Origin of the sequence: Piscinibacter gummiphilus, from assembly GCF_002116905.1 — a bacterium.
GTDB classification, from domain to species: Bacteria; Pseudomonadota; Gammaproteobacteria; order Burkholderiales; family Burkholderiaceae_C; genus Rhizobacter; species Rhizobacter gummiphilus.
On sequence record NZ_CP015118.1, the window covers coordinates 2212556 to 2229993 of the forward strand.

Here is a 17438-nt window from a genome sequence, read left to right on the forward strand (position 1 = left end):
TGCGGGTCAGAGGCCCACGTCGAACCCGAACAGCTCGCCGGCGGCGTCACCCGACGCGTCGGCGGCACCGGTCCGGCGTGCACGCGCCGTCAGGTCGTCGAGCGGACCGCGCGTGTGCACGGTGACCGACTCCAGCTTCAGCCGCGCCGAGGCCACGGCCGCGAAGGGCCAGTAGAAGCCCAGCGTGAGCACGATCAGCAGCCAGTTCTTCAGCGTCAGGCCCATCAGGGGCAGCAGCTTCAGTTCGCTGCGGAACTGCAACTCGGGGCTGCGCGTGTCGTTCCAGACGAGGTTCTGCAGGCGCGAGGCGAGGTAGGTGTTGCTGACGAGGATCAGGGCGAGGTAGCCGGCCGAGCCCACCACCACGAAGGTGATGATCGTGACCACCGACCCGGCGCCCAGGCCACGGCCGCCGCTGAAGAGGGTGGCGACCCCCAGGATGGCGGCGAGCGCGACGACCAGGACGGCGAGCACCACCGTGGCCAGGATGGACACGCCGGCGGACTTCAGGAACAGCAGGTAGAACTGGAAGGGGGAGCTCTTCAGGCGGGTCTGCACTTCGCCGAGGGCGTAGTGGCCGTGCTGGTAGCGCTTGATGCCCCAGAGGACCCACGGCATCAGCGCGAGGGTGGCGAGCACGGCGATGCCCATGGAGGCCACGGCCCATTCGGGCGGGGCCGCCACGGGCTTGCGGGTGGCCACGGGGCCGCCGGCGGTCTCGCGGTCTTCCGGCTCCGTGGCATCGCCGGACGCCTCGTCGCCCCGGGCTTCCTCGGCCTGCGACGGCGCCTGGGTTTCCTCCACCTGGGCGGCTGCCAGTGCGTTGGTGTCGCCGGCCACCTCGGGGATCAACAGCGTGAAGCCGAGCACCAGCACCGCGGGCACGATGGCGGGCAGCAGGGCCCGGTAGGCGCCGGCCATGCTGCCGCGGAAATGGAAGCGCAGGCCGCGCCAGCTCGTGTTGGCCATGCGGAAGCGCAGCGACGCGAGGAACAGTGCGGGCGACACGGCCGACACGATCAGCAACGTCACGAGGCCGGCCGTGGGCGAGAACCTCCCGGCGACGCCATAGAGGACGAACATCAGGCCGACCAGCAGCATGCCGCGCAGCATGCGCCACGGGTCGCCGTGGAAGTCGAAGGCGTGGTCGCCGACCCAGGTGTTGCCATAGAAGTAGCGCAGCTTGCGCACCCTCGCCCACGGGTGGTACAGCCCGAGGGTCAGCAGCGTCAGCAGCAGGTTGGCGATCCAGATGCGGAAATACTCGCTGCCCGAGGCGGTGAAGCGCACGGGCGACGACTCGGCGCGCGGCTTGGCCGCGTGAAGTTCGTTCATTGTTGTCTCTCCCCTTGTCCCGCGAAAATGTATCACCGGGGCCGCGCGCGGCATGTCCCGCGGAAGGGGGGAGGGGATACCCCGGTCCATCGCCAAGCTTGAGGATGGGCGCGCCGGGGCGGTCTGCCTAGACTGGCCTGACCGGCCGCCTCATGCGGCACGCCACCGGAGGGAGACGCGCCATGGGCTCACGGCAATCGACATCGTTCAGCCAGGACGTGCAACGCGCGCTCGAGGGCGAGGCCGTCCCGTCCTCGGACGAGACCACCGACTTCGTCGGGCCCCTGCAGGAGGCCCTCGCCGCCATCGACCAGGCGACGCGCGACGCGGGCGAGGCGGGCACCGCGCGCTACGGCGCGTCCACCGCCGCGTCGGTGCGGAAGTACCGCGGCATGCCGGCGCCCGGGCCGGCGAAGGGGAAGTGACCTACTTCCTGGCGGCCCGCAGCAGGCTCTCGCGCGTGACCAGCAGCACCTGGTCGGCGCCCGCGCTGGCTTCCAGCCACGCCACCTCGAGGCGCGGGAACGCGGCCTCGAAATGCTCGCGTTCGTTGCCGATCTCGAGCACGAGCACGGCGTCGCGGGTCATGTACGCGGGCGCGTCTTTCAGGATGCGGCGCACGAGGTCCATGCCGTCATCGCCGCCGGCCAGCGCGAGGGCCGGCTCCTTGCGGTACTCGTCGGGCAGGTGGGCCATGCTGTCGGCGTTGACGTACGGCGGGTTGCACACGATCAGGTCGTACGGGCCGCGCACCTTCTCGAACAGGTCGCCCTTGAAGAGGGTGATGCGCTTGCCGAGCTTGTGCTGGTCGACGTTGATGCGGGCCACGGCCAGCGCCTCGTCGGAGATGTCGGTGGCATCCACCGTGATCTCGGGATAGGCCATGGCGGCGATCACGGCGAGGCTGCCGTTGCCGGTGCACAGGTCGAGCACGGCATGCGTCTTGTCGGACAGCCACGCGTCGAGCGTGCCGTCGCCTTCGCCGTCGGCCAGCAGTTCGGCGATGAAGCTGCGCGGGATGATGGTGCGCTGGTCCACGTAGAACGGCACGTTCTGCAGCCAGGCCTGTTTCGTCATGTAGGCGGCGGGCAGGCGCGAGTCGATGCGGCGGGCGATGATGTCGTCGGCCTTCGTGAACTCTTCGGGCGTGATGTTGCGCTGGGCCTGGGTTTCCAGGGCGTCGAGCGGCATGCCCAGCGCCCACGTGACGAGCCAGGCGGCCTCGTCGAAGGCGTTGGTGGTGCCGTGCCCAAACGAAACGCCCGCCTCTTTCAGGCGGGCGCTTTGCGCGGTGATGAAGTCGATCAGGGTCATGACAGCAGGTTCTCCAGGGTCCGCCGGTAGATGTTCTTCAGCGGATCGATGCTTGCGACGTCGACGTGTTCGTCGATCTTGTGGATGGTTTCGTTGATGGGGCCGAACTCGACGACCTGCGGGCAGATCTTCGCGATGAACCGGCCGTCGGACGTGCCGCCGGTGGTGGACAGCTCGGGGCTGTAGCCCGTCTCGGCGCGGATGGCCTCGGTCATCGCGTCGCTCAGGTCGCCCACGGGCGTGAGGAACGGTTCGCCGCCGAGGGTCCACGCGATGTGGTGGTCGAGGCCGTGGCGGTCGAGCACCTCGACCACGCGGGCCTTCAGCGACTCGGGCGTGGACTCGGTGGAGAAGCGGAAGTTGAAGTCAACGACCAGCTCGCCGGGGATCACGTTGGTGGCGCCGGTGCCCGCGTGGATGTTGGAGCACTGCCAGCTGGTGGCGGGGAAGTAGGTGTTGCCGGCGTCCCAGTCGAATGAGGCCAGTTCGGCGAGCGCGGGCGCGGCGAGGTGGATCGGGTTCTTCGCGAGCTGCGGGTAGGCGATGTGGCCCTGGATGCCCTTGACCGTGAGTTTGCCCGACAGCGAACCGCGCCGGCCGTTCTTGATGACGTCGCCGAGCGTGTTGACCGACGTGGGTTCGCCCACGATGCAGTAGTCGATGCGTTCGCCGCGCTCGCGCAGCAGTTCGACCAGCTTGACGGTGCCGTCGGTGGCGGGGCCTTCCTCGTCGCTGGTGATCAGCAGCGCGATGCTGCCGCAGGTGTCGCCACGGGCCGCGACGAACTCCTCGATGGCCACCACCATCGCGGCGATGGACGTTTTCATGTCGGCCGCCCCGCGGGCGTACAGCTTGCCGCCGCGGTGCGTGGGCACGAAGGGGTCGCTGGACCACTGCGCGAGCGGGCCGGTGGGCACCACGTCGGTGTGGCCCGCGAACATCAGCAGCTTCTTGCCGGGGGCGCCGCGGCGCACGGCCCACAGGTTCGTCACGCGGAAGGTGTCGGGGCCGCTCTCGACCGTCTCGCACGTGAACCCGAGCGGACGCAGGCGGTCGGCGATCAGGGCCTGGCAGCCGGCGTCGTCCGGCGTGACGGAGGCGCGGGCGAGCAGGGCTTCGGTGAGTTCCAGCGTGGCGGACATCGGGAGGGACTGCGGAGAGGGAAAAAGGGAATCAGAAGCGCGTGGCGAAGCCGCTCGCGCGGCCCTCGTCGGCCGGCACGTCGAGCGTGATCTCGGTGAACGTGGGCTGGTCGGCGTCGGGCTCTTCCTTCTTCGGGGCCTGGCGCGAGACCGGCTCCATGTCGTTCGCGAGGCGCCACATCAGGTTGGTGGGCGAGTCGGCGAACGCGAGGCCTTCGTCGCGCGTGATGAACCCTTCGCCGATCAGGCGGGCGAGTTCGGCCTCGAAGGTCTGCGAGCCTTCGGCGAGGGACTTCTCCATCGACTCCTTGACACCGCCGAAGTCGCCCTTCTCGATGAACTCGGCGACGAGCTTGGTGTTCAGCAGCACCTCGACGGCCGGCATGCGGCCGCCGGCGGACGCCCGCACGAGGCGCTGCGACACGATGGCCTTCAGGCCCGAGGCCAGGTCGGCCAGCAGCGCGGGACGCGACTCGGGCGAGTAGAACGACAGGATCCGGCCGAGCGCGTGGTAGCTGTTGTTCGCGTGCAGCGTGGACAGCACGAGGTGGCCCGACAGCGAGTACGAGATGGCCGCGGTCATGGTCTCGCGGTCGCGGATTTCGCCGATGTAGATGCAGTCGGGGGCCTGGCGCAGCGCGTTCTTCAGCGCGACCTGCAGGGATTGCGTGTCGCGGCCCACCTCGCGCTGGTTGACCATCGAGCGCTTGTTCGTGAACACGAACTCCATCGGGTCCTCGATGGTGAGGATGTGGCCGGCCATCTGCTGGTTGCGCTGCTCGAGCATCGCGGCGAGCGTGGTGCTCTTGCCGGTGCCGGTGGCGCCCACGAGCAGGATCAGGCCGCGCTTCTCGAGCACCAGCGTGTTCAGCACGGGCGGCAGGTTCAGGCTGCCCAGGGCCGGGATGTCGTGCGGGATGTGCCGGAACACCGCGGCGATGGAGCCGCGCTGGCGGAACGCGCTCAGGCGGAACGTGCCGACACCGGACAGGCCGATGCCGATGTTGAGCTCGCCGGTGTCTTCCAGGTCTTCGAGCTGCGTGGGGGTCAGCAGTTCGGCGAGCAGCTGGCGCGGTTGCGCGGGGCTCAGCGGCTGGTCGCTCAGCTGCAGGATCTGCCCGTTGATCTTGATGAGGATCGGCGTGTTGGCCGAGAGGTACACGTCGGAGGCGTGTTTCTCCGCCATCAGGCGGAGCACCCGCTCCATGTTGCCGCCATTCGTCGCTGCCATCGCTGTCCTCGTTTCAGATCTTCTCGGGCTGGTCGGAACCACCGGGCGCGGGCCCGGCGGGTTGGGGAAACCGCGGCGCCGCTCCCCGGGCGGCGCCACGCCGCGCGTCAGGCGCGGAGCAGGTCGTTGATGCTGGTCTTCGAGCGGGTCTGCGCGTCGACGCGCTTGACGATCACCGCGCAGTACAGACTGTACTTGCCGTCGGCGCTCGGCAGGCTGCCGGCCACGACGACCGAACCCGCCGGCACGCGGCCGTACGTGACTTCGCCGGTGGCACGGTCGTAGATCTTGGTGCTCTGGCCGATGAACACACCCATCGAGATCACCGAGTTCTCCTCGACGATCACGCCTTCGACGATCTCGGAACGGGCGCCGATGAAGCAGTTGTCCTCGATGATGGTGGGGTTGGCCTGCAGCGGCTCCAGCACGCCGCCGATGCCGACGCCGCCCGAAAGGTGCACGTTCTTGCCGATCTGGGCGCACGAGCCGACGGTGGCCCACGTGTCGACCATGGTGCCTTCGTCGACGTAGGCGCCGATGTTCACGTAGGACGGCATCAGGATGACGTTCTTCGCGAGGTACGAGCCGTGGCGGGCCACGGCCGGGGGCACCACGCGCACGCCGGTGGCGCGGATCTCGGCCTCGTCCATGTCCGCGAACTTCGGCTTGACCTTGTCGAAGAAGCTCAGGCCGCCGGCCTCGATGAGCTTGTTGTCGTTCAGGCGGAACGACAGCAGCACGGCCTTCTTGACCCACTGGTTGACGGTCCACTGGCCCACGCCCTGGCGCTCGGCGACGCGCAGCTTGCCGTTGTTCAGGTCGGCGAGCACCGTGTCGACGGCGGCGCGGACCTCGGGGCTGTTGTCGGCGGTGATGGACGCGCGGGCTTCCCAGGCGAGTTCGATGGTGGATTGGAGCTGGTTGGTCATGGTGATGCGGTGATCAGAGGGCGAGGGAACGGGCGAAGGCGGCGAGCCGCTGGGCGGCTTCCAGGCATTCGTCGACTTCGGCGACGAGGGCCAGGCGGACACGCCCGGCGCCGGGGTTGATGCCGTGGGCTTCCCGGGCGAGCAGGCTGCCCGGCAACACGGCGACATTGTATTGAGCCAGCAGGCCCTGGGCGAAGGCGACGTCGTCGCCCGGCACGCCGGCCCAGAGGTAGAAGCCGGCGTCGGGCAGCGCCACGTCGAGCACCTCGGACAGCACCGGGGTGACCTGGGCGAACTTGCGGCGGTACTTCTCGCGGTTCTCGACGACGTGGGCCTCGTCGTTCCAGGCCGTGATGCTGGCGTGCTGCACCATGGGGCCCATCGCGCTGCCGTGGTACGTGCGGTACAGCAGGAACTGCTTGATCAGCGTGGCGTCGCCGGCCACGAAGCCCGAGCGCAGGCCCGGCACGTTCGAGCGCTTGGACAGGCTGGTGAACGCGATCAGGTTGCGGTAGCCGGTGCGGCCGAGCTTGACGGCGGCCTCCAGCGAACCGAGCGGCGCTTCCTCGCGGAAGTAGATCTCGGAGTAGCACTCGTCGGACGCGATCACGAAGCCGAAGCGGTCGCTCAGCTCGAACAGCATCTTCCACTCCTCGAGCGGCATCACCGCGCCGGTGGGGTTGCCGGGCGAGCAGACGTACAGGAGCTGGGTGCCGGCCCAGACTTCCTCGGGCACGCCGGCCCAGTCGGACGCGAAGTTGCGCGCCGGGTCGCTGTTGACGTAGTGGGTGCGGGCGCCGGCCAGCAGGGCCGCGCCTTCGTAGATCTGGTAGAACGGGTTGGGACAGACGACCGTGGCGTTGGACTTCGTGGGGTCGATGACGGTCTGCGCCAGCGCGAACAGGGCTTCCCGGGAGCCGTTGACCGGCAGCACCTCGGTGGCCGCGTCCACCTCGATGCCGTACCGGCGCTGCATCCAGTTCACCATCGCTTCCCGCAGGGCGAGGTCGCCCGCGGTGGCCGGGTACACGGCGAGGCCGGACAGGCCTTCCACCAGCGCATCCTTGATCAGCTGGGGCGTGGCGTGCTTGGGCTCGCCGATGCCGAGGCTGATGGGCTTGTACGCCGGGTTCGGCGTGATGTCCTTCGTGAGGACGCGCAGGCGTTCGAACGGATACGGGTGCAGGCGGGAGAGCAGCGGGTTCATCCGGGGGATTATCCGGTACTCCGCCCCCCGCCTGCGCGTTTCAAGATGCTTCTCCGGCCGTCAATCGCATTGCCAGGGTTTCGCCTCGCCGGTGAAGCAATCCCCGAACTTCGGCTCGTTCTTCAGCTTGTGGAGCACCCGGGCGGCCACGGCCGTGTCCGCGAAGTCCGAGAACAGCCCGTCGATGCCCAGCTCGAAGTACTGAAGGTACTCGTTGACCGGGTTGCCGGCGTAGTCGCTCGGCAGGCGGCTCTGCTCGTTGCGGAAGGTGTAGGCGTGCACCAGCAGGCCGGCCTTGTGGGCGCGGGCGATCAGGTCGGTCGGGGGCAGCAGCTTCAGCTTGGCTTCGCCCGGGCCGGTGCCGTTCGGGTCGACGACGGTGCTGACGATGTAGCGCTTCCACGGGCCGATGCCGTCGGCGTAGGTCTTGACCTCGCGCAGGCCGGCGTCGGTGGTGAGGTACGCGAAGGTGCGGGCGAGCAGGGCCGGGTTGCCCGAGGCGGTCCAGTCGTACGGGCGGTCGTACGGGGCGGTGAAGTCGAGCGAGCCGTCGGGCTTCACGTCGTTCGCGTCGATCAGCTGGATCAGCTTGACGCGGGTCATCTTGTTGAGCTGCTTCAGGTTCGCCTGTTCGAACGACTGGATGAACACCGGGGCTTCACGGTAGTTCCAGCCCGCGCGGGTCAGCACGTTGAGGATGCGCTGTTCGAGCGCCAGGTTCAGCTTCTGGTGGTAGGTGGGGTGCTTCGTCTCGATGTAGACGCCCACGGTGCGGCCGGCTTCGCGGCCCTTGCGCTTGGCGAGTTCCACCACTTCCTCGAGCGTGGCGATGCCGAACTTGCCGTTGAACTGTTGCGGACGGTCTCCGAACGGCTGCTTCGCGCGCAGCGTGCGGATCTCGGCGAGGGTGAAGTCGGAGGCGAAGAAGCCTTCCTCGGTGGCGCCGTCGACCACGGCCGTGCGGCGGCGCGAGGCGAACTCGGGGCGGCTCGCCACGTCCGTGGTGTTCGTGATGTTGGGCTCGTGGCGCGTGATCAGGTGGCCGTCCTTCGTGGCGACGACGTCGGGCTCGATGAAGTCGGCACCCAGCTCGATGGCCAGGGCGTAGCTTTCGAGCGTGTGCTCGGGCAGGTAGCCGCTCGCACCGCGGTGGCCGACGACGAGCGGGCTGTCGAAGCGGCTGCGGTCGTGGGCCGAGGCCGGGGCGGTGAAGGCGACGGCGCAGGCCAGGGCCAGGCCGAGGAAGGAAAGGCGCATGGAACGTTCTCCTCGTTGAAAACGAGGACCCTAGGCCCGCGCGGTGACGGTGTCGTGACGCGGATGGACCTCCGCGTGACAGGACGTGTCGTCAGAGCTTCCCGGAACACCCCGGGGCGCCGCACCGGCAGGCCAGCCGGCCCTCGTGGTGGGTCTCGCCGTAGCTCACGGTGATCTCCTCGCCCGGCGAGATGGCGCGGAGGGAGTAGAACTCGACCCGCCCGTTCTGCACGGCCAGGCGGGCGTTGGCGTCGCACGAGTGGTTCGTGTAGCGCATCGGGTCGGTCGACTTGTGGAAGTCGATGGCCTTGTCGGGCGAGATCTCCACGATCATCACCCGCTCGTGGCGGGTGGCGCGGATGCGGGCCTCGATCACGCTGATCGACTGCCCGCGGATCTCGCCGATCTTGGTCCAGCGCGGGATGGGCTCGGCGGCGAACACACCCTGGCCGTCGATGGCGCTCGCGCGCACGTCGACGTCGTACTTCTGGTACGCCGGCCACCGGCGCGGCGCCGGCTCGCCGGCCTCACTTGGGGAGGTTGCTTTCGATCCAGGGGCCGAAGCGGGCGAGGAACTGATTGAGGAAATCCTTGGTGCCATCGTTCTTGAGGTTTCCGGCGTCGTCGAACAGGGTGTGCGCCTGCCCGATGTACGCCTCGTGGGGCAGCAGCGGGATGTTCAGGAACACGCAGGACTGGCGCAAGTGGTGGTTGGCCCCGTAGCCGCCGATGGCCCCGGGCGAAGCGCTGATCACGGCGCCCGGCTTGCCGCTCCAGGCGCTCTTGCCGTAGGGGCGCGAGGCCACGTCGATCGCGTTCTTCAGCGCGCCCGGCACCGAGCGGTTGTACTCGGGGGTGACGAACAGCACCGCGTCGGCGGCCTGGATGGCGGCCTTGAAGTCCGCGGCGGGCTTCGGCGGATTGGCCTCCCACTCCTCGTTGAAGAGCGGCAGGTCGCCGATCTCCACGATGGACAGCTTCAGCGTGGGCGGGGCCAGGGCCGCGATGGCCAGGGCGAGCTTGCGGTTCAGCGAGGCCTTGCGGAGGCTGCCGACGATGACGGCGACGTTGCGAGGGGGGGCCATGGGCGTGTCCTTCTGCGGGTGAGGAGCCGCCATCCTCATGCAACGGCGGCCCGTCCGCAATCGGCCGCCGCAAACACGGCGCGCCCGCAGGGCTTTGCCCGGGTCAGGCCAGGCCGGTGGCGACGGTGTGGGCGGGCATCACCACCACGGGCTGCGGCTTCCAGCCCTTCTTGCGGTGCTCGGCCACGACGTTCGTGTAGATGCCGCCGCGCACGTACCACTTCGCGGTGATGCGGATGAAGCGCGGGTCGGTGGCGCGCACGATGTCGTCGAGGATGTCGTTCGTCACCTTCTCGTGGAAGGCGCCCTCGTGGCGGTAGCTCCACATGTACATCTTCAGGCTCTTGAGCTCGACGCACAGCTTGTCCGCGATCATGTCGATCGTGAAGTGGGCGAAGTCGGGCTGGCCGGTCAGCGGGCAGTGGCAGGTGAACTCGGGCACCTGGAACTGGATCGCGTAGTCGCGCTTCGGGGTGGGGTTCGCGAACACGTCGAGCTGCTTGCTGGGCGCGCTCGGGGGCGTGGCCGGCTTCTCGCGGTGGCCCACGGCCGCGGCGGACTTGTTCTTGGGCGGGGCGACTTTGGAGGACATCTTGGCCATGGCGGATCGGTCGGGTCGGGACGGGGTTTTGCGGGAGGGCCGATGGTATCATCGCCCCTCGCCGGACGCTCCGCCGTCGGATAATTTTGTCAGATAAATCAAGCACTTAGCTGGAAATTCGGCGGTCCAGGCCGCCCTTGTCCAAGGGCCAAACCTCCCATGCGTCTGAACTCCATCAAGCTCTCGGGCTTCAAGTCGTTTGCCGAGCCCACGCATTTCCAGTTGCCGGGCCAGCTGGTGGGGGTGGTGGGGCCGAACGGCTGCGGCAAGTCCAACATCATGGACGCGGTGCGCTGGGTGCTCGGCGAATCGAAGGCCAGCGAACTGCGCGGCGAGTCGATGCAGGACGTGATCTTCAGCGGCTCGGGCAACCGCAAGGGCGCGAGCCGCGCCAGCGTCGAACTGGTGTTCAGCAACGAGGACGCCCGCGCCGGCGGCCAGTGGAACCAGTTCACCGAGATCGCCGTGCGCCGCGTGCTCACGCGCGACGGCACCAGCAGCTACTTCATCAACAACCAGCCCGTGCGCCGCCGCGACGTGCAGGACGTGTTCCTCGGCACGGGCCTCGGGCCGCGCGCCTACGCCATCATCGGCCAGGGCACCATCAGCCGCATCATCGAGAGCAAGCCGGAGGAGCTGCGCCTGTTCCTCGAGGAAGCCGCGGGCGTGTCCAAGTACAAGGAACGCCGGCGCGAGACCGAGAACCGGCTGAAGGACACCCGCGAGAACCTCACCCGCGTCGAGGACATCCTCCGCGAGTTGGGCAGCAACCTCGAGAAGCTCGAGAAGCAGGCCGAGGTCGCCACGAAATACCGCGGCCTGCAGGAAGCCGGCACGCTGAAGCTGCACCAGCTGTGGTTCCTGAAGCACCGCGACGCCGCGAGCGAGCAGGAGCGCGTGCGCCGCGACGTGCTCGAGGCCACCAACGCGCTGGAAGCGCGCACCGCCGAGCTGCGCCACGGCGAGGCCGAACTCGAAACCGTGCGCCAGGCCCACTACGCCGCGAGCGACGAGCTGCACGCGGCCCAGGGTGCGCTCGCCGAAGCCGCGCTGGAAGTCAGCCGCCTGGAAGAACGCATCCGCTACGTCGTCGAGGGACGGCAGCGCGTGGAGCAGCGCCTCGTCGAACTCAAGGTGCAGAACGAGACCTGGGCGGAACGCCAGGCGCAGGCCGAGGAAGAACTCGAGACCATCGCCGGCCAGATCGCCGGTGCCGACGAGCAGAGCGAGGTGCTCGCCGCGCAGGCCGAGGAACAGGCCGGCAACCTGCCCGCCGTGGAAGACGCGGTGCGCACCGCGCAGAACCGCAGCAACGAGCAGCGCACCGCCGTGGCCGGCGTGCAGCAGCAGATCCAGGTGCTCGCGGCCGACAGCCGCAACATCGAGGACCAGAACCGGCAGTTCCAGCAGCGCCGCGAGAAGCTCGACACCGAACGCCGCCAGCTCGCCGTGCCCGACCTCGACCGCCTGGGCGACCTCAAGGCGCAGTTCGCCGTCGCCGAGGAAGCCCGTGCCGTCGCCGACGAACGCCTGCACGAACTCACCGAACACGTGCCCGCGCTCGACGACGACCGCCGCACGAAGCAGGAGCAGGTCAACGCCGACACCGCGAAGCAGTCCGACCTCAGCGCGCGCCTCGACGCGCTGCGCGCACTGCAGGAGAAGGTGCAGACCGAGGGCAAGCTCAAGCCCTGGCTCGCGAAACACGGCCTCGAGGACATGCAGGGCCTGTGGAAGAAGGTGCACATCGAGACCGGCTGGGAGACCGCGCTGGAATCGGCCCTGCGCGAGAAGCTCAGCGCGCTGGAGGTGGGCCGCCTGGAGACGGTGCGCGCCTTCGCGCTCGACGCGCCGCCGGCCAAGCTCGCCTTCTACAGCCCGCCGCAGGGCGCCATCGCCAACACCCACCAGACGCTGCCCCGCCTGTCGGACCTGCTGCGCCTGGGTGACGCGGGCCTGAAGGCGTTGCTCAACGACTGGCTCGAAGGTGTCTACACCGCCGGCAGCATCGACGAGGCCATGGCCGCGCGCGACAAGCTCACCCACGGCGAGATGATCATGACCCGCGAGGGCCATGCCGTGGGCCAGTTCTCGGTCGCGTTCTACGCGCCCGACTCGGAGCAGGCCGGCATGCTCGCCCGCGCGCAGGAGATCGAGAACCTGGAGCGCGAGCTCCGGGCGCAGACCCTGATCGCCGAGGAGAGCCGAGGCAGCCTGGTGCGGGCCGAGGCCGCGTACACCGATGCGTCCCAGCGCCTCGTCACCGCACGCCGCGAGGCCGGCGAGACGCAGACGAAGGCCCACCAGATGCAGGTGGAACTGCTGCGCCTGTCGCAGCAGGCCGAACAGACCAGCGCGCGCCGGGGCCAGCTCGACGAGGAACTGGGCGAGATCGACGCGCAGCTCGAGGAACTGCACGAGCGCCGCGCCACGGGCGAGGCGCGGTTCGAGGAACTCGACATGCAGCTCGCCACCACGCAGGAGCGCCACGCCGAGCTGGAGGAGGGCGTGATCGCCGCCGAGCGCCGCTTGGCCGATGCGCGCGAGCAGCTGCGTTCCCTCGAACGCCAGGCCCAGGAAGCGCAGTTCGCCTCGCGGGCGCTGGCCGCCCGCCGCGGCGAGCTGCAGCGCAGCCTCGAGACGTCCGCCCAGCAGGTGCAGGGCAATGCGCAGACCGAGGCGCAGCTGCGCGAGGAACTGGGCCGCCTGACCGACGCCTCGGCCCAGGTGGGCCTGGAGGCCGCGCTCGCCGTGCGCCTGGACCGGGAGTCGGCCCTCGGCGCCAAGCGCAGCGAATACGACGACCTGACGCTGCGACTTCGTAAGCTCGACGAGCAGCGCCTGTCGCACGAGCAGAGCCTGCAGCCGCTGCGCGACCGCATCACGAAGCTGCAGCTGGAAGAGCAGGCCGCGCAGCTGGGCGGCGCCCAGTACATGGAGCAGCTCACCGCGGCCGAGGTGGACCTCGCCGCGCTCGAGCAGAACATCTCCGAGAACGGCGTGAAGCTCTACGGCCTGCAGGGCGAGATCGACCGCATCGGCCGCGAGATCAACGCGCTCGGCGCGGTGAACCTCGCGGCGCTCGACGAACTCACGTCGTCGCGCGAACGCAAGACCTTCCTCGATGCGCAGAACGCCGACCTGACCGAGGCCATCAACACACTCGAGAACGCGATCCACAAGATCGACCTCGAGACGCGCGACCTGCTGATGGCCACGTTCAACCAGGTCAACGAAGGGTTCGGCCGCATGTTCCCGAGCCTGTTCGGCGGGGGCAACGCGAAGCTCATCATGACGGGCGACGAGATCCTCGACGCCGGCGTGCAGGTGATGGCGCAGCCCCCGGGCAAGAAGAACAGCACCATCCACCTGCTGTCGGGCGGCGAGAAGGCGCTCACGGCCATCGCGCTCGTGTTCGCCATCTTCCAGCTGAACCCGGCGCCGTTCTGCCTGCTGGACGAGGTGGACGCCCCGCTCGACGACGCGAACACCGAACGCTACGCGAAGCTCGTGAAGACCATGTCCTCCGGCACGCAGTTCCTGTTCATCAGCCACAACAAGATCGCGATGGAGATGGCCGAGCAGCTCATCGGCGTCACCATGCAGGAGCAGGGTGTCTCGCGCATCGTCGCGGTCGACATGGAAGCGGCCGTGGGCATGGTCCAGGCCGCCTGAGGATCGAAGTTCGATGGACAACTTGACGATTGCGCTGGCGTGTGTCGGCGGTGTGGTGCTCGCGGGCGTGGTGGCGCACGGCGCCTGGCAGGCCCGCAAGGCGGGGCCCCGTCGGCCGTCGGCTCCCGTGCAGGCCCCGGCCGAGGCGCGCGAGCCGGTGATGGGCGACGTGCCCGCCGAACGCACCGAACCCGGCTTCGGCGACAGCGAGGACCACCGGCCCGAACCGCAGCTGCTGATGCCGCGTCGTTCCAGCGCCCGCATCGACGCGCTGATCGACGGCATCGCCTCGCTGACGGTGGAGGCGCCCGTGAGCGGCGACATGGCGCTGTCGCACCTGCCGCCCACGCGCCGCGCCGGCACGAAGCCGTTCCTGATCGAGGGCCTCAACGTCGAGAACGGCGAGTGGGAGATGCCCCAGCCGGGCCGCCGCTACCGCGAGTTCCAGGCCGGCGTGCAGCTGGCCAACCGCACCGGCGGGCTCAACGAGATCGAGTTCTCCGAGTTCGTGCAGAAGGTGCAGGGCTTCGCCGAGCTGGTGGGCGCGCTGGTCGATTTTCCCGACATGCTCGACATCGTGGGCCGTGCCCGCGAGCTGGACGGCTTCGCGAGCCAGCACGACGCGCAGCTCGCCGTGCACCTGAACGCGCGCCAGGCCGCCTGGAGCGTGGGCTACATCCAGCAGCACGCCGCCCGCCACGGCTTCATCGCCGGTGCGGTGCCCGGCCGCATGGTGCTGCCCGCGGCCGAGGACGGCGCGCCTCCGGTGCTGGTGCTGAGCTACGACGCCCAGGCCGCGCTGGCCGACGACCCGAACCAGGCCGCCGTGCGCGACGTGACGCTGAGCTTCGACGTGCCCCAGACCGATGCGGCCTCCTACCCGTTCGCCGCCTGGCAGGCGAGCGCGCAGGCCCTGTCGCTCGGGATGGACGCGGCCGTGGTCGACGACAACGGCCACCCGCTGAGCCCGCAGGGCTTCGCGGCCATCGGGGGTGAACTGGGGCGCCTGTACGAGGCGCTGGCCACGCGGGACCTGGCGGCCGGGTCGCCGGCGGCGCGGCGGCTGTTCAGTTGACCTGACCCGCGTGCTCAGGTGGGCGCCGGGGTCTTCTCCTGCTGCTCGTCCTCTTCCTCCCCCGGCGGCGGGATCGCACCCTGGTCGGGTTCGACGGGCAGTTCACCCGGCTCGGGACGGCCGGGTGGCGGAGGTTCGTGGCGGCGGCTCATGGTGGCGAGGCCTCGCGGTCAGATCGCCCGTGCGGCCGCCTCGTGGATCGCGGCCGAGATGGCGCGTTCCTGGGTGTCGGCGAGGCCGCTGCTGTTGCTCACGCATTCGTCTCCCAGTCGAACCTGCCAGTCCCACCCGTCGGGCAGGTGGCGGGTGCGGACGAGCATCTGTTGCCCGTCCATCGGAATGGTCGACTCGTGCCAGTTGGTGCGATCACTCATGTACTGCTCCCTGAGTTGAACGTCCGGGACCACAGTCTGGGAGGCCTTTCGAGCCGCGTGCGTAGGGTGTGCCCGCGGCGTGGTGTCGGGAATGTCCGACACCAGTCCCGCTTCAACTGACAGCCGTGGCCTGGCGGCGGCGGCGCAGCTCGGCGCGGCCGCGGTCGGTGAGGGTCAGCACGCCGTCGGCATCGCGGAGGTAGCCGCAGGCGCAGTAGGCCTGGACGAGGTCTTCGCTGATCGAATTGCCATGACGCTCGAACAGGAACTGCATGGCTTGGTCGAATGCGGGCAGGTAGTGGGCATCCATTTGTTTGTCCTCCGTGGTGCGGGTGTGCTTGAATTCTGCGATCCGCGCATGACGCGCGGAACACGCGTTCGGGGGGATTCGGCGTTCCGGCCACACCCCCGTTCGCGGGGGACGCGAGGCGAGTGCAGGCTCGCAGAATCCCGTCACCGCCGCGCCGTCACGAAACGGTCGCGGGCCGAGAACACACCGGGGACAACCAGCGGAACGATCGAACGGCGCGGCAGCCCCGGGGACACACCCGGGCGGGCCGGATGGCAAGGCCCGGGGCGGCCGTTCGTGTCGAGAGAAGGCGAAAGGCGCAGGCCCGCACGGGGAGTCGGGTCCAGCAGTGCCTCTGGGGAGCAAGCGGTATGGGCGAGCGAAAGATCCTGTGCGTCGTGCCCCGACACGACGATGCCCGGGTGTGCGACCACCTCCGGGACGCGGGCTGGGACGTGGCCGTCGCGGCCGACCTCAAGTCGGCGCACCGGCTGCTGCACCAGCACCGGTACCTCGTCGGGCTGCTGATCACGCACGAGTTCTCCGACGAGGCCCTGGAGGACCTGCACACGTTCCTGCAGACGCACAACGGGCTCGAGTGGGTCGGCGTGTTCGAGCTGCACGCGCTCGCACGGCCGGCGTGCCGCGAGCTCATCCTCGACCACTTCTTCGACCACCACACCCAGCCCGTGTCGGCCACCCACCTGAGCCAGACGCTCGGGCACGCCTACGGCCACGCGGCGCTGCGCCAGGCCGACGACACGGCCGCGGGCGGCAACCTCGACGGCCCCATCGTGGGCCAGAGCGCCCCCATCAAGAACCTGCTGTGGCAGATCCGGCGCATCGCGAAGGTCGATGCCCCCGTGCTGATCCGCGGCGAGAGCGGCAGCGGCAAGGAGCTGGCGGCCCAGGCCATCCACCAGCAGTCGAACCGTGCGAACGGTCCGTTCGTGCCGGTGAACTGCGGGGCCATCCACCCGTCGCTGATCCAGTCGGAGCTGTTCGGCCACACGAAGGGCTCGTTCACCGGCGCCTCGCGCGACGAGCGCGGCCTGATCGAGGCCGCGAGCGGCGGCACGGTCTTCCTCGACGAGATCGGCACGGTGTCGCCCGACCTGCAGATCAACCTGCTGCGTTTCCTGCAGGAGATGACCATCAGCCGCATCGGCTCCACCCGCAACATCCGCGTGGACGTGCGCGTGATCGCGGCCACCAACGCGGACCTCGAGAAGGCCGTGACGGCCGGCGAGTTCCGCGAGGACCTGTTCTACCGCCTCAACGTGCTGCCGCTGCACGTGCCGCCGCTGCGCGAGCGCAAGTCCGATGTCGCATTGCTGGCACAACACTGCTTCAAGAAGTTCGCGCACGACAAGAGCCCCCGACTCAGGGGGTTCAGCCGCCGCGCGCTGCTCGCGATGGAGACGCACGAGTGGCCCGGCAACGTCCGCGAGCTCGTCAACCGGGTGCGTCGCGCGATGGTGATGGGCGAGGGCCGCCTCATCACGCCGATGGACCTCGGGCTCGAGGAGCACCTCGACGCCCCCTCGCACGACGCGCTGGACGAGGCGCGCACCGAGGCGGAACGCCTCGCGGTGTACATGAGCCTGCAGAGCGCCGGCAGCAACGTCACGCGGGCCGCGCGGCAGCTGGGCGTCTCGCGCATGACGCTCTATCGCCTCATGGCGAAGCACCGCATCTCGAACTGACCTCCGGTTCTCTCCGAACTGCAACTGTTTTTTTTGGGGATGCCGCGAGGCCTCCGGTGAACGCCTGTGTGTTCGCCACCCGGAAGGGTGTCTCAGGGGTGTGACGCCGGACGACGGTCGCCGCGGCGGGCCGTAGGACAGGTCCGACAACCGGCTGGCGGGGTTCGACCGGGATAGGGCGGCGTGAATCTGGCGGGATGTGGCGTCACATCCGTGTG

17 protein-coding genes are annotated in these 17438 nt (G+C 69.3%); 4 read left to right on the plus strand and 13 right to left on the minus strand.

All coding sequences use genetic code 11. The features are described 5' to 3' along the window. Window positions 1–6 precede the first annotated feature (6 nt). Window positions 7–1335, minus strand: a complete 1329-nt coding sequence (locus A4W93_RS10090) for a YjgN family protein (protein WP_157782141.1) — start codon at window positions 1333–1335, stop codon at window positions 7–9. Window positions 1336–1517: 182 nt separating this feature from the next. Between A4W93_RS10090 and A4W93_RS10095 the strand changes: the two genes are divergently transcribed. Next, complete coding sequence (locus A4W93_RS10095) at window positions 1518–1760, plus strand: hypothetical protein (RefSeq protein WP_085750484.1); 243 nt, start codon at window positions 1518–1520, stop codon at window positions 1758–1760. Window position 1761: 1 nt separating this feature from the next. Here the strand turns inward: A4W93_RS10095 and prmB are convergent, their stop codons facing one another. The 9 genes from prmB to queF all read right to left on the minus strand — a co-directional run bounded on the left by prmB (window position 1762) and on the right by queF (window position 10092). Then, window positions 1762–2649, minus strand: a complete 888-nt coding sequence (gene prmB / locus A4W93_RS10100; RefSeq protein WP_085750485.1) for a 50S ribosomal protein L3 N(5)-glutamine methyltransferase — start codon at window positions 2647–2649, stop codon at window positions 1762–1764. After that, window positions 2646–3791, minus strand: coding sequence for a succinyl-diaminopimelate desuccinylase (dapE, locus tag A4W93_RS10105; protein WP_085750486.1), 1146 nt, complete (start codon window positions 3789–3791; stop codon window positions 2646–2648). Before dapE ends, prmB begins: the two co-directional genes overlap by 4 nt. Window positions 3792–3822: 31 nt before the next feature. Beyond that, window positions 3823–5022 carry a PilT/PilU family type 4a pilus ATPase gene (locus tag A4W93_RS10110; protein ID WP_174694884.1) on the minus strand — a complete coding sequence of 400 codons (1200 nt, stop codon included), beginning with the start codon at window positions 5020–5022 and terminating at the stop codon, window positions 3823–3825. Window positions 5023–5129: 107 nt separating this feature from the next. Then, entirely contained in the window at window positions 5130–5951 is an 822-nt protein-coding gene (dapD, locus tag A4W93_RS10115; RefSeq protein WP_085750488.1) for a 2,3,4,5-tetrahydropyridine-2,6-dicarboxylate N-succinyltransferase, read from the minus strand. 13 nt (window positions 5952–5964) lie between these two features. Next, complete coding sequence (dapC, locus tag A4W93_RS10120; protein ID WP_085750489.1) at window positions 5965–7158, minus strand: succinyldiaminopimelate transaminase; 1194 nt, start codon at window positions 7156–7158, stop codon at window positions 5965–5967. A gap of 60 nt (window positions 7159–7218) precedes the next feature. Beyond that, window positions 7219–8415, minus strand: a complete 1197-nt coding sequence (locus A4W93_RS10125) for a glycerophosphodiester phosphodiesterase (RefSeq protein WP_085750490.1) — start codon at window positions 8413–8415, stop codon at window positions 7219–7221. Between the two features lie 91 nt (window positions 8416–8506). Beyond that, window positions 8507–8887, minus strand: a complete 381-nt coding sequence (locus A4W93_RS10130) for an SET domain-containing protein (RefSeq protein WP_237357744.1) — start codon at window positions 8885–8887, stop codon at window positions 8507–8509. Between the two features lie 55 nt (window positions 8888–8942). Next, window positions 8943–9500 (minus strand): NADPH-dependent FMN reductase, encoded by a 558-nt coding sequence (locus A4W93_RS10135; protein WP_085750492.1) that lies wholly within the window; start codon window positions 9498–9500, stop codon window positions 8943–8945. 103 nt (window positions 9501–9603) lie between these two features. Further along, window positions 9604–10092: a preQ(1) synthase gene (queF, locus tag A4W93_RS10140; protein ID WP_085754114.1), complete on the minus strand. Its 489-nt coding sequence runs from the start codon at window positions 10090–10092 to the stop codon at window positions 9604–9606. A 168-nt stretch (window positions 10093–10260) separates the two neighbouring features. Here queF and smc point away from each other — a divergent pair, with 168 nt between their 5' ends. Continuing rightward, the gene (gene smc / locus A4W93_RS10145) at window positions 10261–13776 is read left to right on the plus strand and encodes a chromosome segregation protein SMC (RefSeq protein ID WP_085750493.1); all 3516 of its coding nucleotides are present in this window, start codon (window positions 10261–10263) and stop codon (window positions 13774–13776) included. A gap of 13 nt (window positions 13777–13789) precedes the next feature. Beyond that, complete coding sequence (locus tag A4W93_RS10150) at window positions 13790–14851, plus strand: cell division protein FtsZ (RefSeq protein WP_085750494.1); 1062 nt, start codon at window positions 13790–13792, stop codon at window positions 14849–14851. 14 nt (window positions 14852–14865) lie between these two features. On the opposite strand, the gene A4W93_RS29610 is transcribed toward A4W93_RS10150, so the two are convergent. The 3 genes from A4W93_RS29610 to A4W93_RS10160 all read right to left on the minus strand — a co-directional run bounded on the left by A4W93_RS29610 (window position 14866) and on the right by A4W93_RS10160 (window position 15535). After that, complete coding sequence (locus A4W93_RS29610; protein ID WP_157131627.1) at window positions 14866–15003, minus strand: hypothetical protein; 138 nt, start codon at window positions 15001–15003, stop codon at window positions 14866–14868. Between the two features lie 18 nt (window positions 15004–15021). After that, on the minus strand, window positions 15022–15225 hold the full coding sequence (locus tag A4W93_RS10155) for a hypothetical protein (protein WP_157131628.1): 204 nt from the start codon (window positions 15223–15225) through the stop codon (window positions 15022–15024). Between the two features lie 112 nt (window positions 15226–15337). Continuing rightward, complete coding sequence (locus A4W93_RS10160) at window positions 15338–15535, minus strand: hypothetical protein (protein WP_085750496.1); 198 nt, start codon at window positions 15533–15535, stop codon at window positions 15338–15340. A 350-nt stretch (window positions 15536–15885) separates the two neighbouring features. On the opposite strand from A4W93_RS10160, the gene A4W93_RS10165 reads away from it, so the two are divergent. Then, on the plus strand, window positions 15886–17220 hold the full coding sequence (locus A4W93_RS10165) for a sigma-54 dependent transcriptional regulator (protein ID WP_085750497.1): 1335 nt from the start codon (window positions 15886–15888) through the stop codon (window positions 17218–17220). Window positions 17221–17438 lie beyond the last annotated feature (218 nt).